Genomic DNA, 22461 nt, shown 5'->3' with positions numbered 1-22461 from the left:
CATGTCGCGATCCGGAAAGTCCAACGGTCGCGCCGGGCATCGCAAAGAACATTTGTTTGAAATTTCTTCCAACGCCGGTGCAAGCGTCTACACTGTTTTTTGTGCAGTTGCGTAATACTCACAGATCCCCCCCCGACTCAAGGACAGGTCACTGAAAATGAAACGCCAAACCCGCTGGATCCGGTGCCTTGCGGCCCGGCTGTTGCTCTTGCTTGCTTGCCTGACCGGCCCGGCCACCGTGCTGGCCGACGCGGCCCGTCTGCCCGCCTACGGCGCCGATATCGAAAAGACCTCGGTTTCCGGGCTCTCCTCCGGTGCCTTCATGGCCTCGCAGCTCTACGTGGTGTTTTCCGACATCATGGTCGGTGCCGGCATCGTCGCCGGCGGCCCCTATCTGTGCGCGAAGTCCTGGGCCGGCAATACCCTGGTGGTCAACGCCACGACCACCTGCATGAATCCGCTGACCCCGGGCGTCGGGCCCAATACCCCGCATCTGGTTCGGCTGGCGTCCGAGCTGGCCGAAAGCGGCGCCATCGACCCGCTCGACAACCTCCGGGATGACCGCATCTACATCTTCAGCGGCCAAAACGACAAAACGGTGACCACCACGGTGGTCGATCAGACCTATGCCTTCTTTCTCGCCGCCGGCGTACCGGAGACCTCGATCCAGTACGACACCAGTGTCGATGCCGGCCATGCGCTGATCACCGACAATGATACCGATAGCCGCTGCCCGGTCACCGCCCCGCCCTTCATCAACGACTGCGATTTCGAGCAGTCGGGGCGCATCCTGAATCAGATCTACGACCAGCTGAAGCCCCCGGCCGACAGCCTCAGCAGCAAGATCGTCGCCTTCGATCAGTCCGAGTTTATCGACAGCGCCACCACCAGCATGAGCGATACCGCCTATGTCTATGCCCCGGCGGTCTGCAAGACCCACCGCAGTTGTCCGGTGCATGTGGTCTTCCACGGCTGCAAACAGGGGGCCGCGGTCATCGGCGACAAGTATTATGGCCAGACCGGCTACAACCGCATCGCCGAAGCCAACGACCTGATCATGCTCTATCCTCAGGTGGAGCCGTCCAACGGCGCGCCGCTGAACCCGGAAGGCTGCTGGGACTTCTGGGGCTACTCGTCCCCGCAGGCGAGCGATCCCGACTACTTCAGCCACAACGCCCCGCAGCTGCGCGCCGTCCGCAAGATGATCGAGCGCCTGGCCCAGCCGGGCGAAACCCTTGCCGTCTCAGTTCAGGAGTGACCCCATGTCGAACGATACCTTTGTCGAACCGAAACTGGCCGAAGCGCTACAGCACTGGAGCGACTACACCGGAGAAAGCCTGCAGAACGAACGGGTCGTACTGCAGGCGATCACGCCGCTGAAGGACAGCGCCCAGCTGAGCCAGCAACTGATCGAGTCGCTCCGGGAGAGCGGCTGGCCGACCAGCGCCTGGCCCGATCCGACCCGGCTGTCCCAGGCCGCAGCGGAACTGACCGATATCCAGCTCGCGGCCTGGAACCGGATGCTCGACGGCTACAGTACCTTTCTGAAAACCAGTGTCGAGGCCGGCTCCCGGCTTGGCGAGGTGGCGCAGCAGGACGGCGACCCGCAGCGGCAACTGGCGGCCTGGCTCGAGGCCTGGCTCGCCATCACCCGGCAGTACCAGTCCGATTTCAGCAACCAGCTGTCGAACCTCAACGCCATCCAGGCCGCCTATCGGGCCTGGTGGCAGAAAACGCTGCAGTCGGCAGGCAAAGGCTGACAGCCTGCCCCCGGCGCCCGGGGGCAACTGTTCTATAGTGCAGGCATCCGCAACCGCCGCCCCGGAGCTCCATGTTTCTGCACACCGGCCTCGGCCTCAACATCGCCGTCTTTCTCGCCGCCGCTGCTGTCGTCGGCGTCTGCGGCGTGCTGCTGACGGAACGCGCCGAACGGCTGGCCCATGAGACGGGGCTCGGTCAGGCGATTCTGGGCGCCGTCTTTCTCGGTGCCCTGACCTCGCTGGCCGGCACCATCACCTCGATCACCGCGGCCTGGGAGGGCGCGGCGGAACTCGCCTTCGGCAATGCCATCGGCGGCATCGCGGCCCAGACCACTTTTCTGGTCATCGCCGACATGCTCTATCGCCAGGCCAACCTGGAGCACGCCGCCGCCTCCGAGGAAAACCTGATGCAGGGCGTTCTGCTGGTCGTGCTGCTGGCACTGCCGCTGTTGGGCATCGCAGGCCCCGGAGTCACGCTCTGGTCGGTCGATCTGATCTCCTTTGCGATCCTCGCCGCCTACCTGTTCGGCATCCGTCTGCTCAGTCATGCGCACCAGACACCCATGTGGTATCCGCGCAAGACCAGCGCCACCCAGGCCCCCGAGCCGGCACCTCCGCAAGCGGGCGAGCGCTCCGCAGGCGCCGGGCTCTGGCTGTCGTTTTTGCTGCTGGCCGTCGCCGTCGCACTCAGCGGCTGGCTGATCGCCGAAACCGGCATCGCCATCGCCCGCCTGTCGGGGCTGTCCGAAACCCTGATCGGCACCCTCTTCACCTCGGTCGTGACCTCGGTACCGGAACTGGTGATCGCGATCGCCGCGGTCAAGCGCGGAGCCCTTACCCTGGCCGTTGGCGACATCATCGGCGGCAACACCTTCGACGTGCTCTTTCTGGTGCTTTCGGATCTGGCCTATCGCCCGGGCTCGATCTACCGGGCAGTGTCGGACACCCTGTCGTTCTGGCTGGCCCTCAATATCCTGCTCACCGGCATCCTGCTGCTGGGGCTGCTGCGCCGCGAGCGCCACGGACCCGGCAACATCGGCTTCGAGGGCGCCCTGGTGCTGGCAAGTTACGGTGTCGGCGTCGCGGTACTTTTTTTGAGTTAAAAAACATGTTCTTCGCGGATTAGCGGGAAACGGTAACCGATAGCTCTCGCTGTTTCGTAAAAGCACTCCAAAGCAGCAAGCGCGGTCCCGAAGCACTCCCAGATAGCTGACGAAGGCACCCCGGATCCCATTCGAAGCCGACGAGCACTGGGAGTCTTTTCCGATAAGGCCCGTCAGGGGCGAGGCATGGATGCCGAGCCGCAGATTCAGCACAAGGACGTGCTGTAGCTGCGCCCGGAAAAGGCTTCCAGAGCGCAGTGCAGCCGCAGGCCAGCTTCTCATGGGCGTGCTTTTTTTGCTTACTTTTCTTTTCACGCAAAAGAAAAGTAAGTCGCCGTTAGGCGAAAAAGGGCACCAATTGAACACAAATATGGCCCCATTTGCGCCCTTGGTAATTCGGTGCGGTGCGCTTCGCTTACCAGCACCCTACATGGATCTCCACGTAAAGCGCGATGAACCAAAAACAGCGGGGCCCGGACCCTGTGCCTGCCCCGCCGCGATGGCTCAGGCCTCGGCCTTGACGAACCAGTGGTGCCGGGCGCTGTTCAGCAGCATCAGGTAGCTGAGGAAAGCCACCAGGAAGGTCAGCGGCGCCGAGAACAGCGCCAGCTCGTCGCCGCCGTAATTGAGCAGCCCGATGCCGAGGCCGGCGCCGGCGAACCAGGCGATCAGGCCACAGGGGTTGTAGGCGCGCACCCGGTCGTGACGGTACTCGACGCGGCCTTCGAACAGCTGGTCGTAGCGCGGCGAGAAGATATGGGCCAGGGCAATCGCGACCCAGGCGACGACGAAGATGCCCTGATAGGCCAGCGCCTGCAGGATAAAGCTGAACACATCGAGCCGCATCAGCAGGTAGACCAGCGCGCCGACCAGTATCGCCCAGCCAAAGCGCGGCACCCTCGCCAGCCCGAAACGCTCGAAGAACGCCTGCATGTTGACCGCGGCGAGGTGGAAATTGGCGGTGTTGATGCGCGTCTGACTGACCCAGACGAACAGCAGGCCCCAGATCCCCATCAGCTGGATGATCGCCAGTACCACCGACACCTCGGACAGACCGCCCTCGGTCGGGATGGTGGCGGCGAGGAAGATCCCCACCAGGCCGTTGACCAGGAAGGTGAAGAGGTAGAACGGCATGCCGAAATTGATTCGGGCATGGTAGTCGGCATCGTCCTTGTGGCCGAAACGGGCATAGTCCCAGGTGTACATCATCAGGATCCAGACGCCCATGAAATAGGTGAAGCAGTTCCACCAGCCGTTTTCGACGGGCCCGGTTTCCGGTCCCAGATTCAGCCAGGCATCGGAATAACCGTAGTGCCAGATGGCGGCGATCACCGCGCCGATCAGCCCGAGAATATAGAAAGGCAGCAGCACGCCGTTGAATTTGTCGAGCCAGTTCTGCACGCTGCCGAACACCAGCGGCACGCTGTAGAGCACCACCAGCAGATAAGCTTCGTTGAGCGTCAGCGAAGGGAAATAGTGCTGAATCGCCACCGCGATCACCGAGCCCTCGAACACGCTGTAGTAGATCGCCGTGGCGAAAAAGATCAGCGTCGCCAGTGCCGCACCAAAGTGCCCGAACAGCACCCGTGAAAACAGCGCCACCGAGAGTCCGGTGCGGATCGCGTACCGGGCGATGATGCCGTTGACCACGCCATAGCAGACCACCGACAGTATCAGCCCGATAACGGCGTTCAGTGTGCCGAAGTTCATTGCCAGCGTCGCCGATACCACCAGCCAGAACATGGCGCTGCAGATCGCCCACCAGGCCATTGTCAGTGACCCCTTTTTCATCCGCTCGCCGTGGGGTACGGCGACGCTCGAATAATCGGCATTGCTGCCCTGTTGCTCGATATTCCCGGCCATAAGTGTCTCTCTTGTTGTTGTGAATGGACGCTTCAAAAAGTACCGCAGAGCGCAACTGTTTAATTGACGCCAAGGGCACGGATTATTGCATTCCAGGGTATGGTGAGGCGTGAGGCGCGGAGTCAGTTATAACTGGGGAGAAATTCTGGTAGGAAGGGGGACCCTCGAGGGTCGTCATCGAAATAACGACCCGTTCCAAGCGAAGTAAGGAAGCAGAAGGTGTCCCCCAGATGAGCAAGCGTAAATTTCGCAGCACAGCTTTGCAAGATGTTGACTGGGCCAATGTCCGTGAGAAGCTGAAGAACCAGCCGGTCGTGGTGGCTGTCGATGTTGCCAAGATTGACTTCTACGCCACCCTGATGACGCCTGATCGTCAGATGCACGTCATCCTGCGCTGGAAGCACCCGCTCCAGACACGGGCCCTGGTGGAGACGCTGCAGGCGCAGCTGGCAGGCATGAACTTCGTGGTCGTCATGGAGCCGACCGGCACCTATGGCGACCCGCTATTCGATCTGCTGCATCAGGCCCGGATCCCGGTCTACCGAGCGGCCCCCAATCGCACTAATAAGGCGGCGGAACTCTACGATGGCGTGCCTAGCATGCACGATGCCAAGGCCTGCTACGTCATCGGCCGGCTGCACCTGGAAAATAACACCGAGCGCTGGATCGAGCCGACGGCACAGCAACGCGAGTTGAAAGCCGAGCTGAAGTTGTTGGAGATGTACCAGGAACGCAGCCAGCGCAGCCTGAATCGGCTGGAGGCGCTACTGGCCCGGCACTGGCCGGAGGCGCCCCACATCCTGTCACTGGACTCCGTCACGCTGCTGCAAACCTTGGCACACTACGGCTCTCCTGCCGCCGTGCGGGCAGCTCCGGAGGAGGCGCTGCAGCTGATGTGCCGAACCGGGCGCTCCGGGTTGAAGCCCGAGACCAGCGCACAGCTGCTGGCCAGTGCCGAGACCACCATTGGGAGGGCGTGCGAGGACGCCGAGCGGTACCTGCTGCAGACACTGGCCGAGGACCTGCTGGCCCAGCGTTTGGCGATTAGGGAGCTGGAGCGGCGTCTGGAGGCCCGCCTGGCCGATGATGAGATGCTGTCACGCCTGCACACCGTCGTGGGCCGTGTCACAGCCCTGATGCTGCTGGCTGAGCTAGGCTCGCCACAGGACTATCCCAGTGCGGCCCATTACCTGAAGGCACTGGGCCTCAACCTGAAAGAGCGCAGCAGCGGCAAACACAAGGGTCAGCTGAAGATCACCAAGCGCGGCCCCAGTATTGCCCGCCGCTACCTGTACTGGGCGGCGCTCAGGTGGCTCAAACACAACCGGGTGGTGAAGCATTGGGCCGAGGCAAAGGCGCAACGGGATGGTGGCAGCAAGAGCAAGGCGATCACCGCCATCATGCGCAAGCTGGTGCGGGCACTCTGGCACGTCGGGCGCGGAGCGATCTTTGATCCGAACCGCTTGTTCAATGTCGCGGCGCTACCCGCACTCAAGGCGGCCTGACGACTGAGTCGACAATGGCGCCAAACGCTACAACCGAACGGAAGCAATCGACCATGCGTTAACACCAGACGATACGAGCAACCCTTTGTGTCCTTGGGCGTGACCTTCGACCCATCCTGAGGCCCTTGCAGGCCCTTCCGGAGTCACGAGGCACGCCCCGGGATACTTCATGGACCGACATGCCCAAGGTAACTGAGTCGATGCCACCAAGCGGACATCCGATACTGAGAGGTTAGGCGTACCCCATGAAGGTCAATCCGGGACAGAAAGACCGCTCTTGGCACCCTGGCAAACAACACGGACCTCAATCTGCAGCAGTCTAACCGCAGGTCACAAATCCGTGTTGCCAAGAGACACCGTAAAACAGTGAGAAACAGGAGTTGACTAAGCTATGAGAGGGTGGGTGGAGCGATGCATCATTTCAAACCGAACGTATTCTTCGATATTCGGGCATCGGGCGGCACGCCGGGTGTCGAAGTCGCGTTCGGGAGGGTGGGTGCAGCGATGCAACCCGATGACCTCGAACGGGTTCCGCGTTGTAAGGGCATCGCGGAACCCGCAATATCGATCGCAGTACAGATCGATTGGCACCGGCGGGCACGCAGGATGTCGAAGGCGCGTTCGGGAAAGGGTGAGCTTCAGTCCGGCGCGCGGCGGGCGGCAGCGCGGGCCTCGCGGGCGGTGCAGCCGAAGCGGGCCTTGAAGGCGCGGCAGAACTGGGCCTGGTCGGCGAAGCCCCAGCGGTAGGCGATCTCGGCCGGGTCACGCTGGCGCTTGAGGTGCGGATATCGTTCATCGCCGCCTGCAGCCGCACCTCGCGGATCCACTGGCTGACGGTCTGGCCCGAGCCCTGGAAGAGCTTGTGCATGTAGCGGGTCGATATCTCGCAGGCTGCGGCGATCATCTCCGGTGACAGTTCCGGCTCCTGGATATGTTCGCGCACAAAATGCTCGATGCGCAGCAGATGGGCGTTGCGCACGCAGGCCTCGCTGCTGGCCAGCACCCGCTCGTCGTTCTCCAGCGTCAGCGCCAGCAGCTCCAGCAGTTGCTGGCTCGCAAGACCCGTGCCCTGGGCGCCGAGATAGGGCGCCTGGCGGATCAGGCTGGCGAGAAAGTCGGAGAACAGCGCGCCGGCGCCCTGGGCCAGACTGAATTCCATGTACAGGAAACGTTCGGGCGAGCGCACGCGGGTACGCAGCTGCGAGTCCGGCACGCGCAGCACCCAGAGCCGGTTGTCCCGGGCATAGCTGAACTCGTAGGGCAGATCGCTGCGCTCGAGAATGAAGGAGCCGGGATTGCAGACCACCTTGTGCCGGTCCTGGCTGAAGTCGACCGGCTGCAGCTGCGGGATGGTGATCAGGAAAGGGCTGTCGTCGTCACTGCGGATGTCCCCAGCCTTGCGGCGGTAGCGGGTCGGCGAAGTCGCCAGGCAGGAGATGCTCAGCTGATCCAGCCCCCAGCAGGACAGCGAACCGGCGAAGCTCTCGGGGTTGCGAAAATCGAGGTCGAGCGGGAAGTAGGTGCTGTCGATCACCTCCTGCCAGTAGGCGGACCGCTCGGCCTGCGGAATCAGGTTGGTGCTGTAACTCTTGTTCATCGGAGCGTCTCTTATAGTAATTATCGTGCCCGGTGTCGTTGTCGGCCCGTTACTTCGTAGCTGCGTGACAGGGCATGGCCACGCAGGCCGACGTTACGTCCCTGTCACGACGGCCTGTTGCGCACGTCCCTGTGCGCGGCTTAGTCCATGCCCTGCCCCGCTGAATGCCCCTGGCGGGCACCCGGCTATCCCTGGCGCGTGATGCGGTAGCAGTTGTTCGGTTCTAGCACCAGGGTCCAGCCCGGGCGCACGACGATATTGGTGGTCGGCTCCTCGACCACCGCCGGTCCCTCGATGGCGATACCGGGGTCGAGACGCTCGCCGGAATAGACCGGCGTCTCGACCCAGAGCCCCTCGCCGTCGAACAGCATCGGACGGTGCTCCGTCAGAGCATCCTTGATCGTGCAGCCCCTGGCTGTCAACTGCCGCACCGGCGGTTTGCTGACATGGCCGGTCAGGGTCGACTCGATGTTGACCAGCTCCACCGGATTGTGGGGCTCCGCGTAGGTGTAGAGTTCCTCGTGGCGGCGGTGGAAGGCGGCCAGCAGCGCCTCGATCTTCTCCGGCGTCAGGGTGCCGGTCTCGAGCTCGACGCTGCACTCGTGAATCTGGCCGACATAGCGCATCTCGGTACTGCGCGAGATCGAGATGTCGTCCCGCGCGAAGCCGTCAGCTTCGAGGTGCTCGACACCCTGGCTTTCCAGACTTTCGAAGCGGGTATTGAGGGTCGCCAGATCCACCCTCTCGTCGAGCCGCATCGGTTCGGTCGCCAGATAATTGTAGCGGACATCGGAGATGATCTGGCCGAAGGCGCAGAACACCGAGGCCACCTTGGGCACCAGCACCGTGGTGCTGCCGATCTCCTCGGCCAGCGCCGTGATGTGCATGCCGGCGGCACCGCCGGCGCAGACCAGCGCGAAGTCCCGCGGGTCGTAGCCGCGCTCGATCGAAACGCGGCGAATACCGCTGACCATGTTGAGGTTGACGATGGTGCTGATGCCGTAAGCCGCCCGCTCCACCGAAATACCCAGGGCTCGGCGACCTGGCTGCGCACCGCCTCACAGGCGGCCTGCGAGTCGAGGCGGATGCAATTGCCGAGCACCGCGTTGGGATTCAGGTAACCCAGCACCAGGTTGGCGTCGGTCACCGTCGGCCGGGTACCGCCCTTGCCGTAACAGACCGGGCCCGGCGTCGCGCCGGCGCTCTCGGGCCCGACCTGCAGCATGCCGTACTCGTCGACCTGGCAGATCGAGCCGCCGCCGGCGCCGAGGGTCTCGACCTGGATCATCGGCACCCCGATGCGGTAGCGCAGGAAGTCGATGTTCTTGTTGAGGTTGGTCTGGCCGTCTTTGGTCAGGGTGATATCGAAGGAGGTGCCCCCCATGTCAACGGTAATGACGTTGTCGATGCCGAAGGGCCTGGCGACATGGAGCCCCGCCTGGGCGCCGAGGCCGGCCCCGAGTTGATGGCGTTGACCGCCCTGCCCTGCATCGCCTCGCCGACCGCGAGGCCGCCGTTGGACTGGAAGTAGCGTACCGGATGACGCACGCCGAGGGAGCGGAAATAGTCGTCGATGCGCTCGACGTAGCGCCGCATCACCGGGCTCAGATAGGCATTGACCACGGTGGTCGAGGTGCGGGTGTATTCGCGTACCTGCGGATCGACCTCGGTGCCGGCGCAGACAAACACCCCCGGCATCATCTCCTGCACGATTTCGCGGGCACGCTGCTCGTGCCGCGGATCGCGCACCGACCAGACGAAGGAGATCGCCACACTGTCGACGTTCTGGTCACGGAAATAGCGCACCGCCTCGCGTACCGCCTCCTCGTCGAGCGGCGTATGCTCGGAGCCGTCGGCCAGGATGCGGCCGGGAATCGGCCGGCGCAGGTGTCGCGGCACGATCATGTGCGCCGGCGGGAAATCGGCCTCGTAACGGTAGCCCTCCTCCTTGTGGCCGAGCCGGATCTCGATACTGTCCTCGTGACCGGCGGTACAGAGCAGTCCCACCCTTGCACCCTTCTTTTCGATCAGCGCATTGAGCGCCACGGTGGTGCCGTTGATGCACAGATCGCACTGCTGCACGATCGATTCCACCGACTCGCCCAGCGTCTCGCTGATCTGCGCCAGTCCCGCACGGATGGCGAGAGTGCCGTCCTGCGGCGTCGAGGGGTCTTGAACACCCGAACCGCGCCGCTCTCGTCGGCCAGCACGAAGTCGGTGAAGGTGCCGCCGGCATCCACACCCAGACGATATTTGCTACGCATATGCTTGCTCCTCAGACGTTGAGCGGTTGTTGACGGAGATTCGCGGTACGCTCCACATCGAGGGAGCCGTCCTGCGGCCGGATGGCGACACCGTATTCGCGTTCGGCGCCCTCGAGGGAGACCAGGCCGTTGCGAAAGTCGGCCAGCACCGCCTCGACATCGCGGCCGAAGGGGTCGCCGTAGCCGCCGCCGCCCGGGTTGATGTTGGTGACGCGCTCGCCGGGACTGATGCTCACGATGGTATTGGTGCGATAGACCCGCTCCTCCCCTTGCCCGACAGCACCAGCCGGCCGAGCTTCTCGTCCTGCAGGGCATTGCGGGCACCCGCAGCGCCCATGGTCGGTATCTGGCGTCCTTCGCCAAAGGCCACCACCGTCATCTCGTTGCCGATCGGTTCCACCTCCCAGGCGGTACCGGACCCGCCGCGGTAGTGCCCGGCGCCGCCGCTGTCCTGCACCAGGCCGTAGCGGTGGATGATGATCGGGTAGGAATACTCCAGCAGCTCGATATCGCCGGAACTCAGGGCGCCGAAGCAGCACAGCGGGCCGCAGGCATGCCAGCCGTCCATCACCTGGGTGGCGCCGGCGCCGGAGATGATCGACGCCAGCACCATGGTGACGTACTGCTCGCCGGTACGCGGGTCGATGCCGGCGATATTGATGCCGCTGGCATGGCCCCAGGACGCGGTCACCCGCTCGGGGGCGGCCTTTTCCAGCGCCATGCGCACCGCATCGGTCAGGGTTTCCATCGGCGTGGTGGTGCAGTTGACGTGCGGAGCGGGCTCTTTGGCATTGCAGAGGGTGCCCTTCTCGCCCAGGTCCACCGTGACGCAGCGGTACAGCCCCTCGTTGTAGGGCGGCGGCAGCTGGGCGAACATCATCAGCCCGAGGTAGACCCCGGACATCGAGTTGCCCTCGTAGGAGTTGATGAAATAGGGGATCTGCGGCGGGCTCTGGATCTCGATATGCAGGTTGTCGTCGCGCACCGAGACCCTGGCGCTGATCTCCAGCTCGCCGAAGCCGTGACCGGCATCCTCCAGCACCGCGGAACCGAAATAGTCGCCGTCCGGCACCGAGCGGATCAGCGCACGCATCTGTCGATCGGCCATGTTCTTCAGTTCGGCGATGCAGGCCTTGACCGTCTCGACACCGTACTTGTCGAGCAACGCCAGCAGGTTGCGCTCGCCGACGCGGCAGGCGCCGTACTGGGCATTGAGATCGCCCTCCTGATCGCGGCGGGCGCGCATGTTGGTCAGCAGCAGGTTGACCACGTCCTCGCGCCGCCTGCCGCCATCCCAGAGCTTCACCGGCGGGATGCGCAGCCCCTCGGCGAAGATCTCCTTTGCATCCGGGTTGTAACCGGCCGGTACCGGGCCGCCGATATCGGTCAGGTGGCCCTTGCAGACGGTCCAGAACACCAGCTCGCCCCGGTAGAACACCGGCTTGTACATGCAGCAGTCGAGAATATGGCTGCCCTGGTAGGCCGGATCGTTGTGGTAGATGACGTCGCCTTCGCGGATGTCGTCGCCGAAGAACCCGGCTACCGCTTTCATCGCCGGGATCAGCGAACCCAGGTGGATCGGAATGTCCTGTCCCTGCAGGATCATCTCGGGATGGTGATCGAACAGCGCATTGCTGTAGTCATGCGCCAGGTTGAAGACGCTGGAGCGCCCGGTCTTCTCGAGGGTCAGCGTCATTTCGCGCTGCGCCGTCTCAAGCGCCCCTCTGACCACCGCCAGCGTGATGGGATCGACTGTAGTCGCCATAAAATGCCCCTTGGTTGTTCTTGTCGGCTCTCCCCGGGTATCACGGCGAACAGGCCGTGCGGGGAGATTGAAGCCAGTATAAGAACCGGGGGCAAACAAGGATTGTTGGCGGGGGAACCCTGATTTGTCGCTGAGGGTATCAGCCTTCGCTCAGGCCGTACTTCTTGATCTTGCGGTGCAGCGTCGAGCGGCTGATGCCGAGCGCTTCGGCCGCACGCAGCACCACCCAGCGATGCTGCTGCAGCGCCTGCAGGATCTGTTCACGCTCGTCCGGCTCGCCGGTTCCGCCCAGCGCATGCCCCAGCGAAACCATACGCTGTGGTGGCAGATCGGGCGACGGTTGCGCGGCGGCCGCGGCCCGCTCGCCCGGCGCCGGCGGAAACACCTCGTCCGGCAGGTCGGTGATACGGATGGCGCGGCCGTCGCACATGCAGAGGGCGAACTGCAGTGCATTCTTGAGCTGGCGAATATTGCCGGGCCAGTGGTAGTCGCTCAGCATTTTCAGTGCCTGGTCATCGATCACGACGGACTCGTTTTCACAGAGTTCCGCCAATACGCGGTCGATCAGCTCCAGACGGTCCTGGCGCTCGCGCAGCGCCGGCAGCGCAATCCGTACGCCGCTGATGCGGTAATAGAGGTCCTCGCGGAATTCGCCCTGGTCGACGAAGCTGCCCAGGTCCCGGTGGGTGGCACAGATCACGTGCAGGTCGATGCGCACCGGCTTGACCTGGCCCAGCGGCGTGATCTCGCGCTCGGCCAGCACCCGCAGCAACCGCGCCTGCAGCGCCAGCGGCATGTCGCCGATCTCGTCGAGAAACAGGGTCCCGCCGCTGCTGGCTTCGATCTTGCCGACCTTGCCACCCTTGAGGCCGCCGGTAAAGGTACCGGCGCCATAGCCGAACAGCTCGCTCTCGATCAGGGATTCAGGAATGGCGGCGCAGTTGAGGGTGACGAAGGGCCTCTCGCTGCGGGCGCTGCTATCGTGGATCGCCCTTGCCCAGACCTCCTTGCCGGTGCCGGTTTCCCCTGCAGCAGGATGCAGATATCGCGGTCCAGTACCCGGTGGCAGATATCGGCATTGCGCTGCAACTGCGGGTCACTGCCGGCGGCCCGGTAGAGCGGCGAATCCAGCGGCCGGCGCGGCTTCGGCGCCGGGCTGGCCGCAGGGCTGGCGGCGCGCGGCAGATTCCCGGCAAGGCGCATGAGCCAGCCCCCGCCCTCGTTCAGCGCCACCGGGGCTCTGTGCACCGCATCCAGGCTGATGCCGGTCAGTGCCGCCAGGCCCTGACCGACCAGCAGGCTGCGCTCGCGCACACCCAGTTGCAGCAGCGCCGACGAGGTGGCGCCGAGAATCCAGCCCGAATCGTTGACCGCCAGCAGCGCATTGGACTGGGCCGGATCGGCCACCGGCGAGCCGACCAGCGCCAGCAGGTGGTGGCGGGCGAAGGCATGGCGAAACATCGCCGCCTCGATCTGGTCGGCGGTGTCGCAGACCAGGTTCAGCGCCAGCCCCTGTCCGATCTTGTCACCCTGGGCATAGGTGGAGATATCCAGGGCACCGATGACGCCGCCATCCGGCGCGATCAGCGGCGCCGTCGAACAGCTGAAGCGCTGCAGCTCGCGGCCGAAATGTTCGTCGGCATAGACGGTCAGCGCCTCGCCGGTCGCCAGGCAGGTACCGAGACCGTTGGTGCCGACCAGGTTCTCGGTCCAGACGGTGCCTAGGCTCAGGCCCTTGTCGGCCAGCTCACGGCCACGGCTCGAGTCGATATATTCGCGCAGCACGATACCGCTGGCGTCGGTGACCAGCACGCAGTAACCGGAATTCCCCCAGATAACGCAGTCGGTCGAACACGGGCTCCGCCGAGTGCAGCAGGCTGTCGAGGTGATCGCGGGCATCGCAAATCTCGGTTTCGGTCAGGCGCGGGGCACGCAGGTCCCGGCCCGGCTCGAGCTTGTACTCCTCGATACAGCGCTGCCAGGAGCCCTGAATCTCGGGCGCTCTTTTGCCGGCAGCCGGCTGAACGGCTGCGGTACGGTGGGGGTTGCGGATACTCATGGCATCATCGGCGAATTTCGCTCATCTGGTTTTTATTATCAGCTCCATGATAGGCCTCAGGTCACTGCAATGTCCACGGGGGCATTGCCCCGGTGGTTTCGGGATCGCGCAATGCCAACCGAAACCAATCGATCTGCACTGCGATCGATATGACGGGTTTCGCGATGCCCATACGGCGCAAGTAACGTCAATTTTCAGACGGTTGCATCGCACTTCCCATCCTCCGTCGTTTTACCGCCCCTGTGTGCCAAGTGCTGCAACAGTCTGTCGCAACAGCCGCGACAGTCCGTCCCGGGCTCCTCGTCGCCAACGGCACCCGGAATCAAAAACAACTTTTATTTCAATAGGTTACAAACATGGCACAGCCATTGCTCTAATCAGGATGAGCGCAACCCCCATCAAGAATAAGAGGAGTGGTTTCCATGAAGCCCAGCAAAGAACAGCAACTCTGGATGTACGAGCACATGCTCATCAGCCGCTACTTCGAGGAATCCATCGAGAAGATCTACATGGAGGGCAAGTCCCCCGCCTTCAACATGGCCAACGGTCCTATTCCCGGCGAGATGCACCTGTCCAACGGTCAGGAGCCCTGCGCCGTCGGTGTCTGCGCCCACCTCGAGCCGTCCGATATCGTCACCTCGACCCACCGCCCGCACCATGTCGCCATCGCCAAGGGGTCGATCTCGACCGCATGGCGGCCGAGATCTTCGGCAAGAAAACCGGCCTCTCGGGCGGTCGCGGCGGCCACATGCACATCTTCGACCCCAGGGTGAACTTCTCCTGTTCCGGCATCATCGCCCAGGGCATGGGCCCGGCGGTCGGCGCCGCCCTGTCGCGCCAGCTGCAGCGCAGGGACGGCGTCGCGGTGGCCTTCCTCGGCGAGGGCGCCGCCAACCAGGGCGCCTTCCATGAGTCCCTGAACCTGGCCGCGGTCTGGAAGCTGCCGGTGGTGTTCGTGATCGAAGACAACGCCTGGGGCATCTCGGTCGCCAAGACCGCCTCCACCGCCATCGAACGCAACGACCAGCGCGCCGCCGCCTACGGCATGCCCGGCCACTTCATTCCCGGCAACGACCCGCTGGCGATCTTCGAGGTCGCCGGCGAAGCCATCGCCCGTGCCCGCCGCGGCGAAGGTCCCTCGCTGATCGAGATCGAGACCTACCGCCTGGCCGGCCACTTCATGGGCGATGCCGAGGGCTACCGTCCCGAGGGCGAGAAGGACGCCCTCTTCGCCAAGGACCCGATCCCGAAACTGCTCGATCACCTCAAGACCTGCGAGGGCTGGAGCGACGCCAAGGACGCGGCCCTGGTCGAGCGCAGCCGCGCCCGCGTCGACGCCGCCATCGCCTTCGCCCGCGACAGTGCCTACCCGGCGCCGGAAGAGGCGCTGGAGAAGGTGTTCGTTTGAGGATTTCCGGGCTTCTAGAACAGGAGGGACAAGCAATGAGCCAAGCACATTCGATGAAAGCCGCGGTCTGGCACGGCCGGCGCGACATCCGGCTCGAGGACGTGCCGCTGCCGGCGGCGCCCGGGCCCGGCTGGGTCCAGATCAAGGTGCACTGGTGCGGCATCTGCGGCTCCGATCTGCACGAATACCTGGCGGGACCGGTGTTCATACCGGTGGACCAGGCCCACCCGCTGACCGGCCTCAAGGGCCAGTGCATCCTCGGCCACGAATTCAGCGGCGAGATCGTCGCCCTCGGCGAGGGCGTCGCCGGCTTCGAGCCGGGCGAGCGGGTCGCCGCCGATGCCTGTCAGCATTGCGGCCAGTGCTGGTACTGCGAGCAGGGGCTCTACAACATCTGCGAGAACCTGGCCTTCACCGGCCTGATGAACAACGGCGCCTTCGCCGAGTACGTCAACGTGCCGGCCAACCTGCTCTACAAGCTGCCCGAGAATTTCCCGACCGAGGCCGGCGCCCTGATCGAGCCGCTGGCCGTCGGCATGCACGCGGTCAAGAAGGCCGGCAGCCTGGTCGGCGAGACCGTGGTGGTGGTCGGGGCCGGCACCATCGGTCTGTGCACCATCATGTGCGCCAAGGCCGCCGGCGCCGCCCGGGTCATCGCCCTGGAGATGTCGTCGGCGCGCAAGCGCAAGGCCCTGGAGGTCGGCGCCACCCGGGTACTGGATCCGAACGAGTGCGACGTCGTAGCCGAGATCAAGGCCCTGACCGGCGGCTACGGCGCCCCGGTGTCGTTCGAGTGCATCGGCCACAAGTCCACCGCCAAGCTCGCGCTCGATGTCATCCGCAAGGCCGGCAAGGCGGTGATGGTCGGCATCTTCGAGGAGCCCAGCGACTTCAATTTCTTCGACATCGTCTCGACCGAGAAGCAGGTGATCGGCTCGCTGGCCTACAACGGCGAGTTCGCCGACGTCATCGCGCTGATCGACGACGGCCGCCTCGACGTGCGGCCGCTGATCACCGGCCGCATCGAGCTGGCCGACATTCTCGACCGCGGTTTCGAGGAGCTGGCCAACAACAAGGACGAAAACGTCAAGATCATCGTCACGCCCGACCTTGCGGTCGCGTCGTGAATCCCGTCATAACAAGAATGAAAGGAGCAACGCCATGACTGTTGCCACCAAAGAGAGAAAACTGACCATCGCCCGCGCCATGGCCGAGGCGATCGCCCAGGAGATGCGCATCGACGAGCGGGTGTTCGTGATGGGCGAGGACATAGGCCCGCTCGGCGGCGTCTTCGGCAACACCCGCGGCCTCCATGAGGAGTTCGGCGCCGAGCGGGTGCGCGACACCCCGATCTCGGAGACCGCCTTCATGGGCGCCGCGGTCGGCGCCGCGTCCGACGGCATGCGCCCGATCGTCGAGCTGATGTTCGTCGACTTCTTCGGCGTCTGCTTCGACGCCATCTACAACCTGATGGCCAAGAACACCTATTTCTCCGGCGGTGAGGTGCAGGTCCCGGTGGTGCTGATGACCTCGACCGGCGGCGGCTACTCGGATGCCGGCCAGCACTCCCAGTGCCTGCACGCGACCTTCGCCCACCTGCCCGGCATGAAGGTGGTGGCGCCGTCCAACGCCTACGACGCCAAGGGGCTGATGACCGCGGCGATCCGCGACAACAACCCGGTGATCTTCATGTTCCACAAGGCGCTGCAGGGCATGGGCTGGCTCGGCACCGAGAAGGACGCCATCGTCCACGTGCCGGAAGAGGCCTACGAGATACCGATCGGCAAGGCCGCGGTGGTGCGCGAAGGCAGCGACGTCACCATCGTCGGCATCACCTCGGGCGTCCACCACGGCCTCAAAGCCGCGCGCCAGCTCGCCGAGCGCGGTGTCAGCGCCGAAGTGCTGGATCTGAGATCCCTGGTGCCGCTGGACCGCGAGGCCATCATCGCCTCGGTACGCAAGACCGGCCGCCTGATCGTCGTCGACGAGGACTACCACAGCTATGGCATGAGCGGCGAGATCATCAGCTCCGTGGTCGAGCAGGGCGTGCCGCTCAAGGCCGCCCCGCAGCGGGTGGCCTACCCGGACATCCCGATCCCGTTCACCCGCCCGATGGAGCAGTGGGCGTTGCCGAATGCAGACAAGATCATCGCAGCCTTTGAAAAAATGGAGAGCCACTAAGATGTCTATAGAAGTACGCGTACCCGAAACCCTCTGGGAAGAGGACAGCGAGGCGGTCATCACCTCCTGGCTGGCCAGCGACGGCGGCGCGGTCCAGGCCGGCGACGTCATCGCCGAGCTGATGGTGCAGAAGATCCAGTACGAACTGGAAGCTCCGGCCAGCGGCACCCTGCAGATCGCCCGGGATGTCGACGAGGTGGTCGCCAAGGGTGACCTGATCGGCCATATCGGCTGAGCCTGGACCGGCAGCATTCGTCCAAGCCGGAGCCGGGCATGGTCACGCAGGCCGGAGTTACACAGAAAATTGCTCCTGCATTTTCTGCACACAAGCCATCCATGGCTTAGCTCGCTGTCACTACGGCCTGTTGCGCACGTCCCTGTGCGCGGCTTAGTCCATGCCCGGCCCCTCTGAACGCACGGAATCGAGTTGCCGGATGAATTAGCGGAGAATAACGATGACAATAATGAAAACCGACCTGGCCGATGCGGTGCATGTGATCCCGCTCAAAGGGGTTCGCGGCATGATCGCGGACAACATGCGCAAGAGTCTCGATGAGGCCGCTCAGCTGACGCACCACGCCGACTGCGACGCCACCGCCCTGTTCGAGACCAAGGCGCGCCTGGCCGACCAGGGCGTCAAGGTCTCGGTCGAGGACCTGATCGCCCATGCCGTCGTCGCGGTGCTCGGGCGCCATCCCGCCCTGAACGGCCGTGTCGAGGGGCGCGAGATCCGGCTCGACCCGAAGGTCCACCTGAGCCTCGCGATGGCGCTGCCCAACAACACCCTGGTCGCCCCGGCGATCTTCGATGCCGGCAACTTCTCGCTGATGGACCGCAGCGCCGCCCGGCGCGAGCTGCAGCAGCGCGCCCGCAGCGGCAAGCTCAGCGTGCCGGAGATGACCGGCGGCACCTTCACGATCAGCAACCTCGGGCTGTCCCGGGTACGCCATTTCACGCCGATCGTGAACCTGCCGCAGATCGCCATCCTCGGCATCGGCGAAACCCGCCTGCGCCCCTGGGTGCTGGACAGCGGCGAGATCGCCCCGCGCCGGATCATGGGCCTGTCGCTGAGCTTCGACCACCGTGCCCTCGACGGCGCACCGGCGGCCGACTTCCTCGGCGACCTCTGCAAGCAGATCGAACAGGGGTAAAGATCATGAACCGCCAGTCCGCCCTGCACGACACCGTACTCGATCCCCGCGAGGGGCTGCGCCGGGAGATGGACCTGCTGCAGTCCGTCGTCAGCGGGGAACAGCCGGCCGGCTTCGTGATCTGGCGCTGCCGGCGTGCCATCGTGGTGCCGCGGAGCCTGACCCACAAGCCGGGTTTCGAGCGGGCCTGCGAGGCACTCGGGCAACAGGACTGGCCGGTGATCGTGCGCGAGACCGGGGGCGACCTGACGCCCCAGGCGCCGGGGCTGCTCAACGTCGCTCTGGCCTTTCGCCAGCGCCGCGTCGACGGTGCGATCCGCGACAGCTACCTGAGGCTGTGCGATCCGCTGATCGACTGCCTGCGCAGCCTCGGCATCGAGGCCTACTGCGCTTCGGTCGAGGGCGCCTTCTGCGACGGCGACTACAACCTGGTGGTCGACGGCCGCAAGCTCGCCGGCACCGCCCAGCGCTGGCGCAAGATGGCACCGGCCACCGGCGCGGCCCAGGACGAGTTCGCGGTGCTGGCCCATGCGGTGATCCTGGTCGACGAGGACCTCGCGACCCTGTGGCGCATGGGCAATGCCTTCTATCGCCACTGCGGTCTCGACGCCCATATCGACGACAGCCTGCATGTGCAGCTGGCCGAACTGCTGCCCGGGTCGGGTGACTCGTTGCTCGAGCGGACGCAGGACCTCTTCGCCGGCTGTCTGCAGGCCTGGCAGACACAACAATAACCCCCGAACAATAACAGGCCCGGCCTGCCGGGTATCCAAGGGAGTATCAACGATGAACAACAATAAAAGCCCCAACCTCAGCCGCCGCCGCTTCCGGCACGCAGCGGTGTCGCCGCCGTCGGCATTGGCGCCCTCGGCTCGAGCCTGCTCAGCGCCACGACCTGGGCCGCCAGAGCCGTCGGCGAACAGGCCAGCGCCACCCTGCTGCGCATGGCCCGCGATATCTACCCCCACGACAGCCTCGAGGACAAATACTACGCCGCCGTGCTGACACCGCTGGCCGAAAAAGCCGAACAGGACGGCGAACTCAAGACTCTCCTGAAGGACGGCGTCGACGACCTCGACCGCCGCAGCCGCGAGCGCTTCGGCAAGCCCTACCTCGAGGTCGCCAACGAGAGCGACCGCGTCCAGGTCCTGCGCGCGATCGAGGACGGCGCTTTCTTCCAGCGCCTGCGCGGCGACCTGATGATGGGCATCTACAACAACCCGGACCTCTGGCCCCGCTTCGGCTACGGCGGCTCGGCCTGGCAGTACGGCGGCTACATCAACCGCGGCTACGACGAAGTGGATATCGGTGACTGGTCAGTCGCGAGCCGCAAGTCGTAACGCGGGCTTTTACCACTTACCACTGACCGCTCACTCTTTACTACTGACCTCTCAGGAGTTGCAGCGGCTCGCTGTACCCGACAGGAGAAGCAAACAATGACAACAAAATTCGATCTGAACGACGACAGCCTGGTGGTGATCATCGGCTCCGGCGCCGGGGGCGGCACCCTGGCCAACGAACTGGCGCAGAAAGGCATCAAATCGGTGGTGCTGGAAGCCGGCAAGCGCTTCACGCTGGACGATATCGAGAACGACGAGTGGAAGATGTTCGGCAAGATCTCCTGGCTCGACAAGCGCTACGTCGAGGGTCCGGCGCGGCTGGCGAAGGACTTCCCCAACCTGCCAGCCTGGATCGTCAAGGGCGTCGGCGGCGCCACCGTGCACTGGGCCGGCGTGGCGATGCGCTTCCAGGAGCACGAGTTCAGGATGAAGACGCTCAACGGCGTGGTACCCGGCGCCAACGTGCTCGACTGGCCGATCACGCTGAAAGAGCTCGAGCCCTACTACGTCAAGGCCGAGAAGAAGATGGGCGTCTGCGGCACCGAGGCCACCGGCATGCCCTTCCACGGCAAGAGCAGCCACTACAAGGTGGTCGCCGAGGGCGCACGCCGCATCGGCGCGGTGCGAACAGGCCACACTGGCGATCAACACCGAGGTCCGCGACGGCAGGCCGTCATGTCAGGTCAACGGCTTCTGCATGCAGGGCTGCAAGATCGGCGCGAAGTGGTCGACGATGTACACCGAGATCCCGAAGGCCGAGGCCACCGGCAATGTCGAGGTCAGGCCGCAGTCGATGGTACTGCGCATCGAGCACGACAAGACCGGCAAGGTCACCGGCGTGCTCTATGCCGACAAGGACGGCAACCAGCAGTTGCAGAAGGCCCGTGTCGTCGCGGTGGCCGGCAACTCCATCGAGTCGCCGCGCATGCTGCTCAACTCCGCCTCGTCGATGTTCCCGGACGGCCTGGCCAACTCTTCCGGCCAGGTCGGCCAGAACTACATGACCCACACCACCGGCGGCGTCTACGCCGAGTTCGAAAAGCCGGTGCACATGTACAAGAGCACCGTGGTGCCCGGCATCGTCCACGAGTGGAAGGACAACGATCCCGGCCGCGGCCACATGGCCGGTTACGAGCTGGAGATCCTCCATCTCGGCCTGCCCTTCATGTCGGCCTTTCTGAATCCCGGCAAGAGCGGCTGGGGCCGGGAGCTGGCGGACTCCCTTGCGAACTACGACAAGATGGCCGGCTTCTGGATCTGCGGCGAGGACATGCCGGTCGAGTCCAACAACGTCACCCTGCACCCGACCGAGAAGGACCAGTACGGCCTGCCGGTGCCGGTGGTCTACAAGACCGACCATATCAACGACACCCGGATGCGCAACCACGCCTACGACCGCTCCACCGAGCTGTTCGAGTCGATCGGCGCGACCAAGGTCAACTACCTGCCGCCCTACCCGGCCAGCCACAACATGGGCACCAACCGCATGAGCGAGAAGGCCCGTGACGGCGTGGTCAACAAATGGGGCCAGAGCCACGACATCAGGAACCTCTTCGTCTCGGACGGCAGCCAGTTCACCACCAGCGGCACCGAGAATCCGACCCTCACCATCGTCGCCCTGGCCATCCGCCAGGCGGACTACATTGCCGATCAGATGAGCCGCCGCGAAATCTGATCGCGCATTGTCCGGCGGTTCCCTGAGACCCCGCCTGTCTTTTGGCGCGCCGCAAGGCGCGCCTTTTTTATGTACAGGATGTACGGTATGCCGCGGGCGCATGGATGCGCAGGAGCGGCGTCTATCCGTTTGGCAGGGAGCCCAGGTGACGGGTGACGTGACGGCCCCCACAAGGACAAATCATTTCAACGTCGGATACCCCTCGACGAAGACCCAGTCGTTCTGCTGCGCCGGAACATGGCAGCCCCTGCAGGTCTCCTCGAAACTTTTCGAGACATTGGTCGCCGGGTCTTTCGCCTCGTACAGCGCCCAGCCCCAGCCTTCGCCCCAGTGCGGCCCGTCGAAACGCCCTTTCGCGTCCTTCACCATCAGGAACCAGACCGCGGGCTCGCCGGCCCATTGCGCCATGCCGGTGGTTTTCTCGCCCGAGGCGACCGCACGGATCTCCTTGACCAGCACGGTGCCGTCGGGGAAGTGCCCGCTCTCGCGATAGGCCTGCGCCGCCTCGGGCTGGGTATAGACGTCATGGAAGCCGGCGCCCGGCGCCGATGTATCGGCCACGATCCAGGAGCCGAGGTGGGTCCAGTGCTGGCGGAAGCCTTCCGGCAGCGAAATCGTGCCGTCGGCACCGACCAGGGTTCCATAGGTCTCGTCCGCCAGGGTATCCGCCATCAAAGGTCCGGCACTCGCCAGCAGCGCGGCCGCCAGCGTCGTTTTCAACAGAGTGTTCATGGTTCAGCTCCCGCTTTCGGTTGCAGAAAGGTTCAACGGCTGCCTTTCAAAGAATGGC

Annotated in this window: 23 protein-coding genes and 4 pseudogenes; 12 read left to right on the top strand and 15 right to left on the bottom strand. The window is 64.6% G+C overall.

Features of this window, described 5'->3' with window-relative positions; all coding sequences use genetic code 11:
• Positions 1 to 157: 157 nt before the first annotated feature.
• From ACFQDL_RS20885 to ACFQDL_RS20875, 3 genes are all read left to right on the top strand, one after another.
• Positions 158 to 1258 carry an extracellular catalytic domain type 2 short-chain-length polyhydroxyalkanoate depolymerase gene (locus ACFQDL_RS20885; RefSeq protein WP_379910697.1) on the top strand — a complete coding sequence of 367 codons (1101 nt, stop codon included), beginning with the start codon at positions 158 to 160 and terminating at the stop codon, positions 1256 to 1258.
• A 4-nt stretch (positions 1259 to 1262) separates the two neighbouring features.
• Entirely contained in the window at positions 1263 to 1760 is a 498-nt protein-coding gene (locus tag ACFQDL_RS20880; protein WP_379910696.1) for a hypothetical protein, read from the top strand.
• Positions 1761 to 1831: 71 nt separating this feature from the next.
• A complete protein-coding gene (locus tag ACFQDL_RS20875) occupies positions 1832 to 2863 on the top strand; it encodes a sodium:calcium antiporter (protein WP_379910695.1) in 1032 nt (343 codons plus the stop codon).
• Between the two features lie 504 nt (positions 2864 to 3367).
• Here the strand turns inward: ACFQDL_RS20875 and ACFQDL_RS20870 are convergent.
• Positions 3368 to 4726, bottom strand: a complete 1359-nt coding sequence (locus tag ACFQDL_RS20870; protein ID WP_379910694.1) for a purine-cytosine permease family protein — start codon at positions 4724 to 4726, stop codon at positions 3368 to 3370.
• Between the two features lie 230 nt (positions 4727 to 4956).
• Here ACFQDL_RS20870 and ACFQDL_RS20865 point away from each other — a divergent pair, with 230 nt between their 5' ends.
• Complete coding sequence (locus tag ACFQDL_RS20865; protein ID WP_379909925.1) at positions 4957 to 6231, top strand: IS110 family RNA-guided transposase; 1275 nt, start codon at positions 4957 to 4959, stop codon at positions 6229 to 6231.
• Between the two features lie 638 nt (positions 6232 to 6869).
• On the opposite strand, the gene ACFQDL_RS20860 is transcribed toward ACFQDL_RS20865, so the two are convergent.
• The 11 genes and pseudogenes from ACFQDL_RS20860 to ACFQDL_RS20810 all read right to left on the bottom strand — a co-directional run bounded on the left by ACFQDL_RS20860 (position 6870) and on the right by ACFQDL_RS20810 (position 13916).
• Positions 6870 to 7058 (bottom strand): helix-turn-helix domain-containing protein, encoded by a 189-nt coding sequence (locus ACFQDL_RS20860; RefSeq protein WP_379913227.1) that lies wholly within the window; start codon positions 7056 to 7058, stop codon positions 6870 to 6872.
• A gap of 203 nt (positions 7059 to 7261) precedes the next feature.
• A pseudogene (locus ACFQDL_RS20855) lies at positions 7262 to 7828 on the bottom strand (cupin domain-containing protein); the annotation flags it as partial.
• A 185-nt stretch (positions 7829 to 8013) separates the two neighbouring features.
• A complete protein-coding gene (locus tag ACFQDL_RS20850) occupies positions 8014 to 8586 on the bottom strand; it encodes a hydantoinase/oxoprolinase family protein (protein ID WP_379913225.1) in 573 nt (190 codons plus the stop codon).
• Positions 8587 to 8667: 81 nt separating this feature from the next.
• Positions 8668 to 9212: pseudogene (locus tag ACFQDL_RS20845) on the bottom strand (hydantoinase/oxoprolinase family protein); the annotation flags it as partial.
• Positions 9182 to 9526 carry a hydantoinase/oxoprolinase family protein gene (locus ACFQDL_RS20840; protein WP_379913223.1) on the bottom strand — a complete coding sequence of 115 codons (345 nt, stop codon included), beginning with the start codon at positions 9524 to 9526 and terminating at the stop codon, positions 9182 to 9184. The gene ACFQDL_RS20840 and the pseudogene ACFQDL_RS20845, both read right to left, overlap by 31 nt.
• 60 nt (positions 9527 to 9586) lie before the next feature.
• A pseudogene (locus tag ACFQDL_RS20835) lies at positions 9587 to 10092 on the bottom strand (hydantoinase/oxoprolinase N-terminal domain-containing protein); the annotation flags it as partial.
• Positions 10093 to 10103: 11 nt separating this feature from the next.
• Positions 10104 to 10328, bottom strand: a complete 225-nt coding sequence (locus tag ACFQDL_RS20830) for a hypothetical protein (RefSeq protein WP_379910693.1) — start codon at positions 10326 to 10328, stop codon at positions 10104 to 10106.
• Positions 10325 to 11857 carry a caprolactamase subunit beta gene (gene capB / locus ACFQDL_RS20825; protein WP_379910692.1) on the bottom strand — a complete coding sequence of 511 codons (1533 nt, stop codon included), beginning with the start codon at positions 11855 to 11857 and terminating at the stop codon, positions 10325 to 10327. The genes ACFQDL_RS20830 and capB overlap by 4 nt, the downstream gene beginning before the upstream one ends.
• A gap of 139 nt (positions 11858 to 11996) precedes the next feature.
• On the bottom strand, positions 11997 to 12845 hold the full coding sequence (locus ACFQDL_RS20820) for a sigma-54-dependent Fis family transcriptional regulator (RefSeq protein ID WP_379913221.1): 849 nt from the start codon (positions 12843 to 12845) through the stop codon (positions 11997 to 11999).
• Positions 12773 to 13669, bottom strand: coding sequence for a GAF domain-containing protein (locus ACFQDL_RS20815; RefSeq protein ID WP_379910691.1), 897 nt, complete (start codon positions 13667 to 13669; stop codon positions 12773 to 12775). Before ACFQDL_RS20815 ends, ACFQDL_RS20820 begins: the two co-directional genes overlap by 73 nt.
• Positions 13605 to 13916, bottom strand: coding sequence for a hypothetical protein (locus tag ACFQDL_RS20810; protein WP_379910690.1), 312 nt, complete (start codon positions 13914 to 13916; stop codon positions 13605 to 13607). Before ACFQDL_RS20810 ends, ACFQDL_RS20815 begins: the two co-directional genes overlap by 65 nt.
• A 422-nt stretch (positions 13917 to 14338) precedes the next feature.
• On the opposite strand from ACFQDL_RS20810, the pseudogene ACFQDL_RS20805 reads away from it, so the two are divergent.
• The 6 genes and pseudogenes from ACFQDL_RS20805 to ACFQDL_RS20780 all read left to right on the top strand — a co-directional run bounded on the left by ACFQDL_RS20805 (position 14339) and on the right by ACFQDL_RS20780 (position 19390).
• Positions 14339 to 15324, top strand: a pseudogene (locus ACFQDL_RS20805) (thiamine pyrophosphate-dependent dehydrogenase E1 component subunit alpha).
• A 35-nt stretch (positions 15325 to 15359) separates the two neighbouring features.
• Entirely contained in the window at positions 15360 to 16451 is a 1092-nt protein-coding gene (locus ACFQDL_RS20800) for a 2,3-butanediol dehydrogenase (protein ID WP_379910689.1), read from the top strand.
• A 34-nt stretch (positions 16452 to 16485) separates the two neighbouring features.
• Positions 16486 to 17505: an alpha-ketoacid dehydrogenase subunit beta gene (locus tag ACFQDL_RS20795; protein ID WP_379910688.1), complete on the top strand. Its 1020-nt coding sequence runs from the start codon at positions 16486 to 16488 to the stop codon at positions 17503 to 17505.
• Position 17506: 1 nt separating this feature from the next.
• Entirely contained in the window at positions 17507 to 17740 is a 234-nt protein-coding gene (locus ACFQDL_RS20790) for a biotin/lipoyl-containing protein (RefSeq protein WP_379910687.1), read from the top strand.
• A 220-nt stretch (positions 17741 to 17960) separates the two neighbouring features.
• A complete protein-coding gene (locus ACFQDL_RS20785) occupies positions 17961 to 18656 on the top strand; it encodes a 2-oxo acid dehydrogenase subunit E2 (RefSeq protein WP_379910686.1) in 696 nt (231 codons plus the stop codon).
• A 5-nt stretch (positions 18657 to 18661) separates the two neighbouring features.
• Complete coding sequence (locus ACFQDL_RS20780) at positions 18662 to 19390, top strand: lipoate--protein ligase family protein (protein WP_379910685.1); 729 nt, start codon at positions 18662 to 18664, stop codon at positions 19388 to 19390.
• Positions 19391 to 19467: 77 nt separating this feature from the next.
• Here ACFQDL_RS20780 and ACFQDL_RS20775 read toward each other — a convergent pair whose 3' ends face one another.
• Positions 19468 to 19602 (bottom strand): hypothetical protein, encoded by a 135-nt coding sequence (locus ACFQDL_RS20775; protein WP_379910684.1) that lies wholly within the window; start codon positions 19600 to 19602, stop codon positions 19468 to 19470.
• On the opposite strand from ACFQDL_RS20775, the gene ACFQDL_RS20770 reads away from it, so the two are divergent.
• On the top strand, positions 19601 to 19996 hold the full coding sequence (locus tag ACFQDL_RS20770; RefSeq protein WP_379910683.1) for a gluconate 2-dehydrogenase subunit 3 family protein: 396 nt from the start codon (positions 19601 to 19603) through the stop codon (positions 19994 to 19996). The genes ACFQDL_RS20775 and ACFQDL_RS20770 overlap by 2 nt on opposite strands.
• Positions 19997 to 20047: 51 nt before the next feature.
• On the opposite strand, the gene ACFQDL_RS20765 is transcribed toward ACFQDL_RS20770, so the two are convergent.
• Positions 20048 to 20644, bottom strand: coding sequence for a hypothetical protein (locus tag ACFQDL_RS20765; protein ID WP_379910682.1), 597 nt, complete (start codon positions 20642 to 20644; stop codon positions 20048 to 20050).
• On the opposite strand from ACFQDL_RS20765, the gene ACFQDL_RS20760 reads away from it, so the two are divergent.
• Entirely contained in the window at positions 20634 to 21671 is a 1038-nt protein-coding gene (locus tag ACFQDL_RS20760; protein ID WP_379913219.1) for a GMC family oxidoreductase, read from the top strand. The two genes, ACFQDL_RS20765 and ACFQDL_RS20760, sit on opposite strands and share 11 nt — an antisense overlap.
• Before the next feature lie 180 nt (positions 21672 to 21851).
• Here ACFQDL_RS20760 and ACFQDL_RS20755 read toward each other — a convergent pair whose 3' ends face one another.
• On the bottom strand, positions 21852 to 22403 hold the full coding sequence (locus ACFQDL_RS20755) for a cytochrome P460 family protein (RefSeq protein WP_379910681.1): 552 nt from the start codon (positions 22401 to 22403) through the stop codon (positions 21852 to 21854).
• Positions 22404 to 22461: the final 58 nt, after the last annotated feature.

Source organism: Marinobacterium aestuariivivens (genome assembly GCF_042661465.1).
GTDB classification, from domain to species: domain Bacteria; phylum Pseudomonadota; class Gammaproteobacteria; order Pseudomonadales; family Balneatricaceae; genus Marinobacterium_A; species Marinobacterium_A aestuariivivens.
Note: the sequence above shows the minus strand (reverse complement) of the source record. Positions and strands in the feature narration are given on the sequence as shown.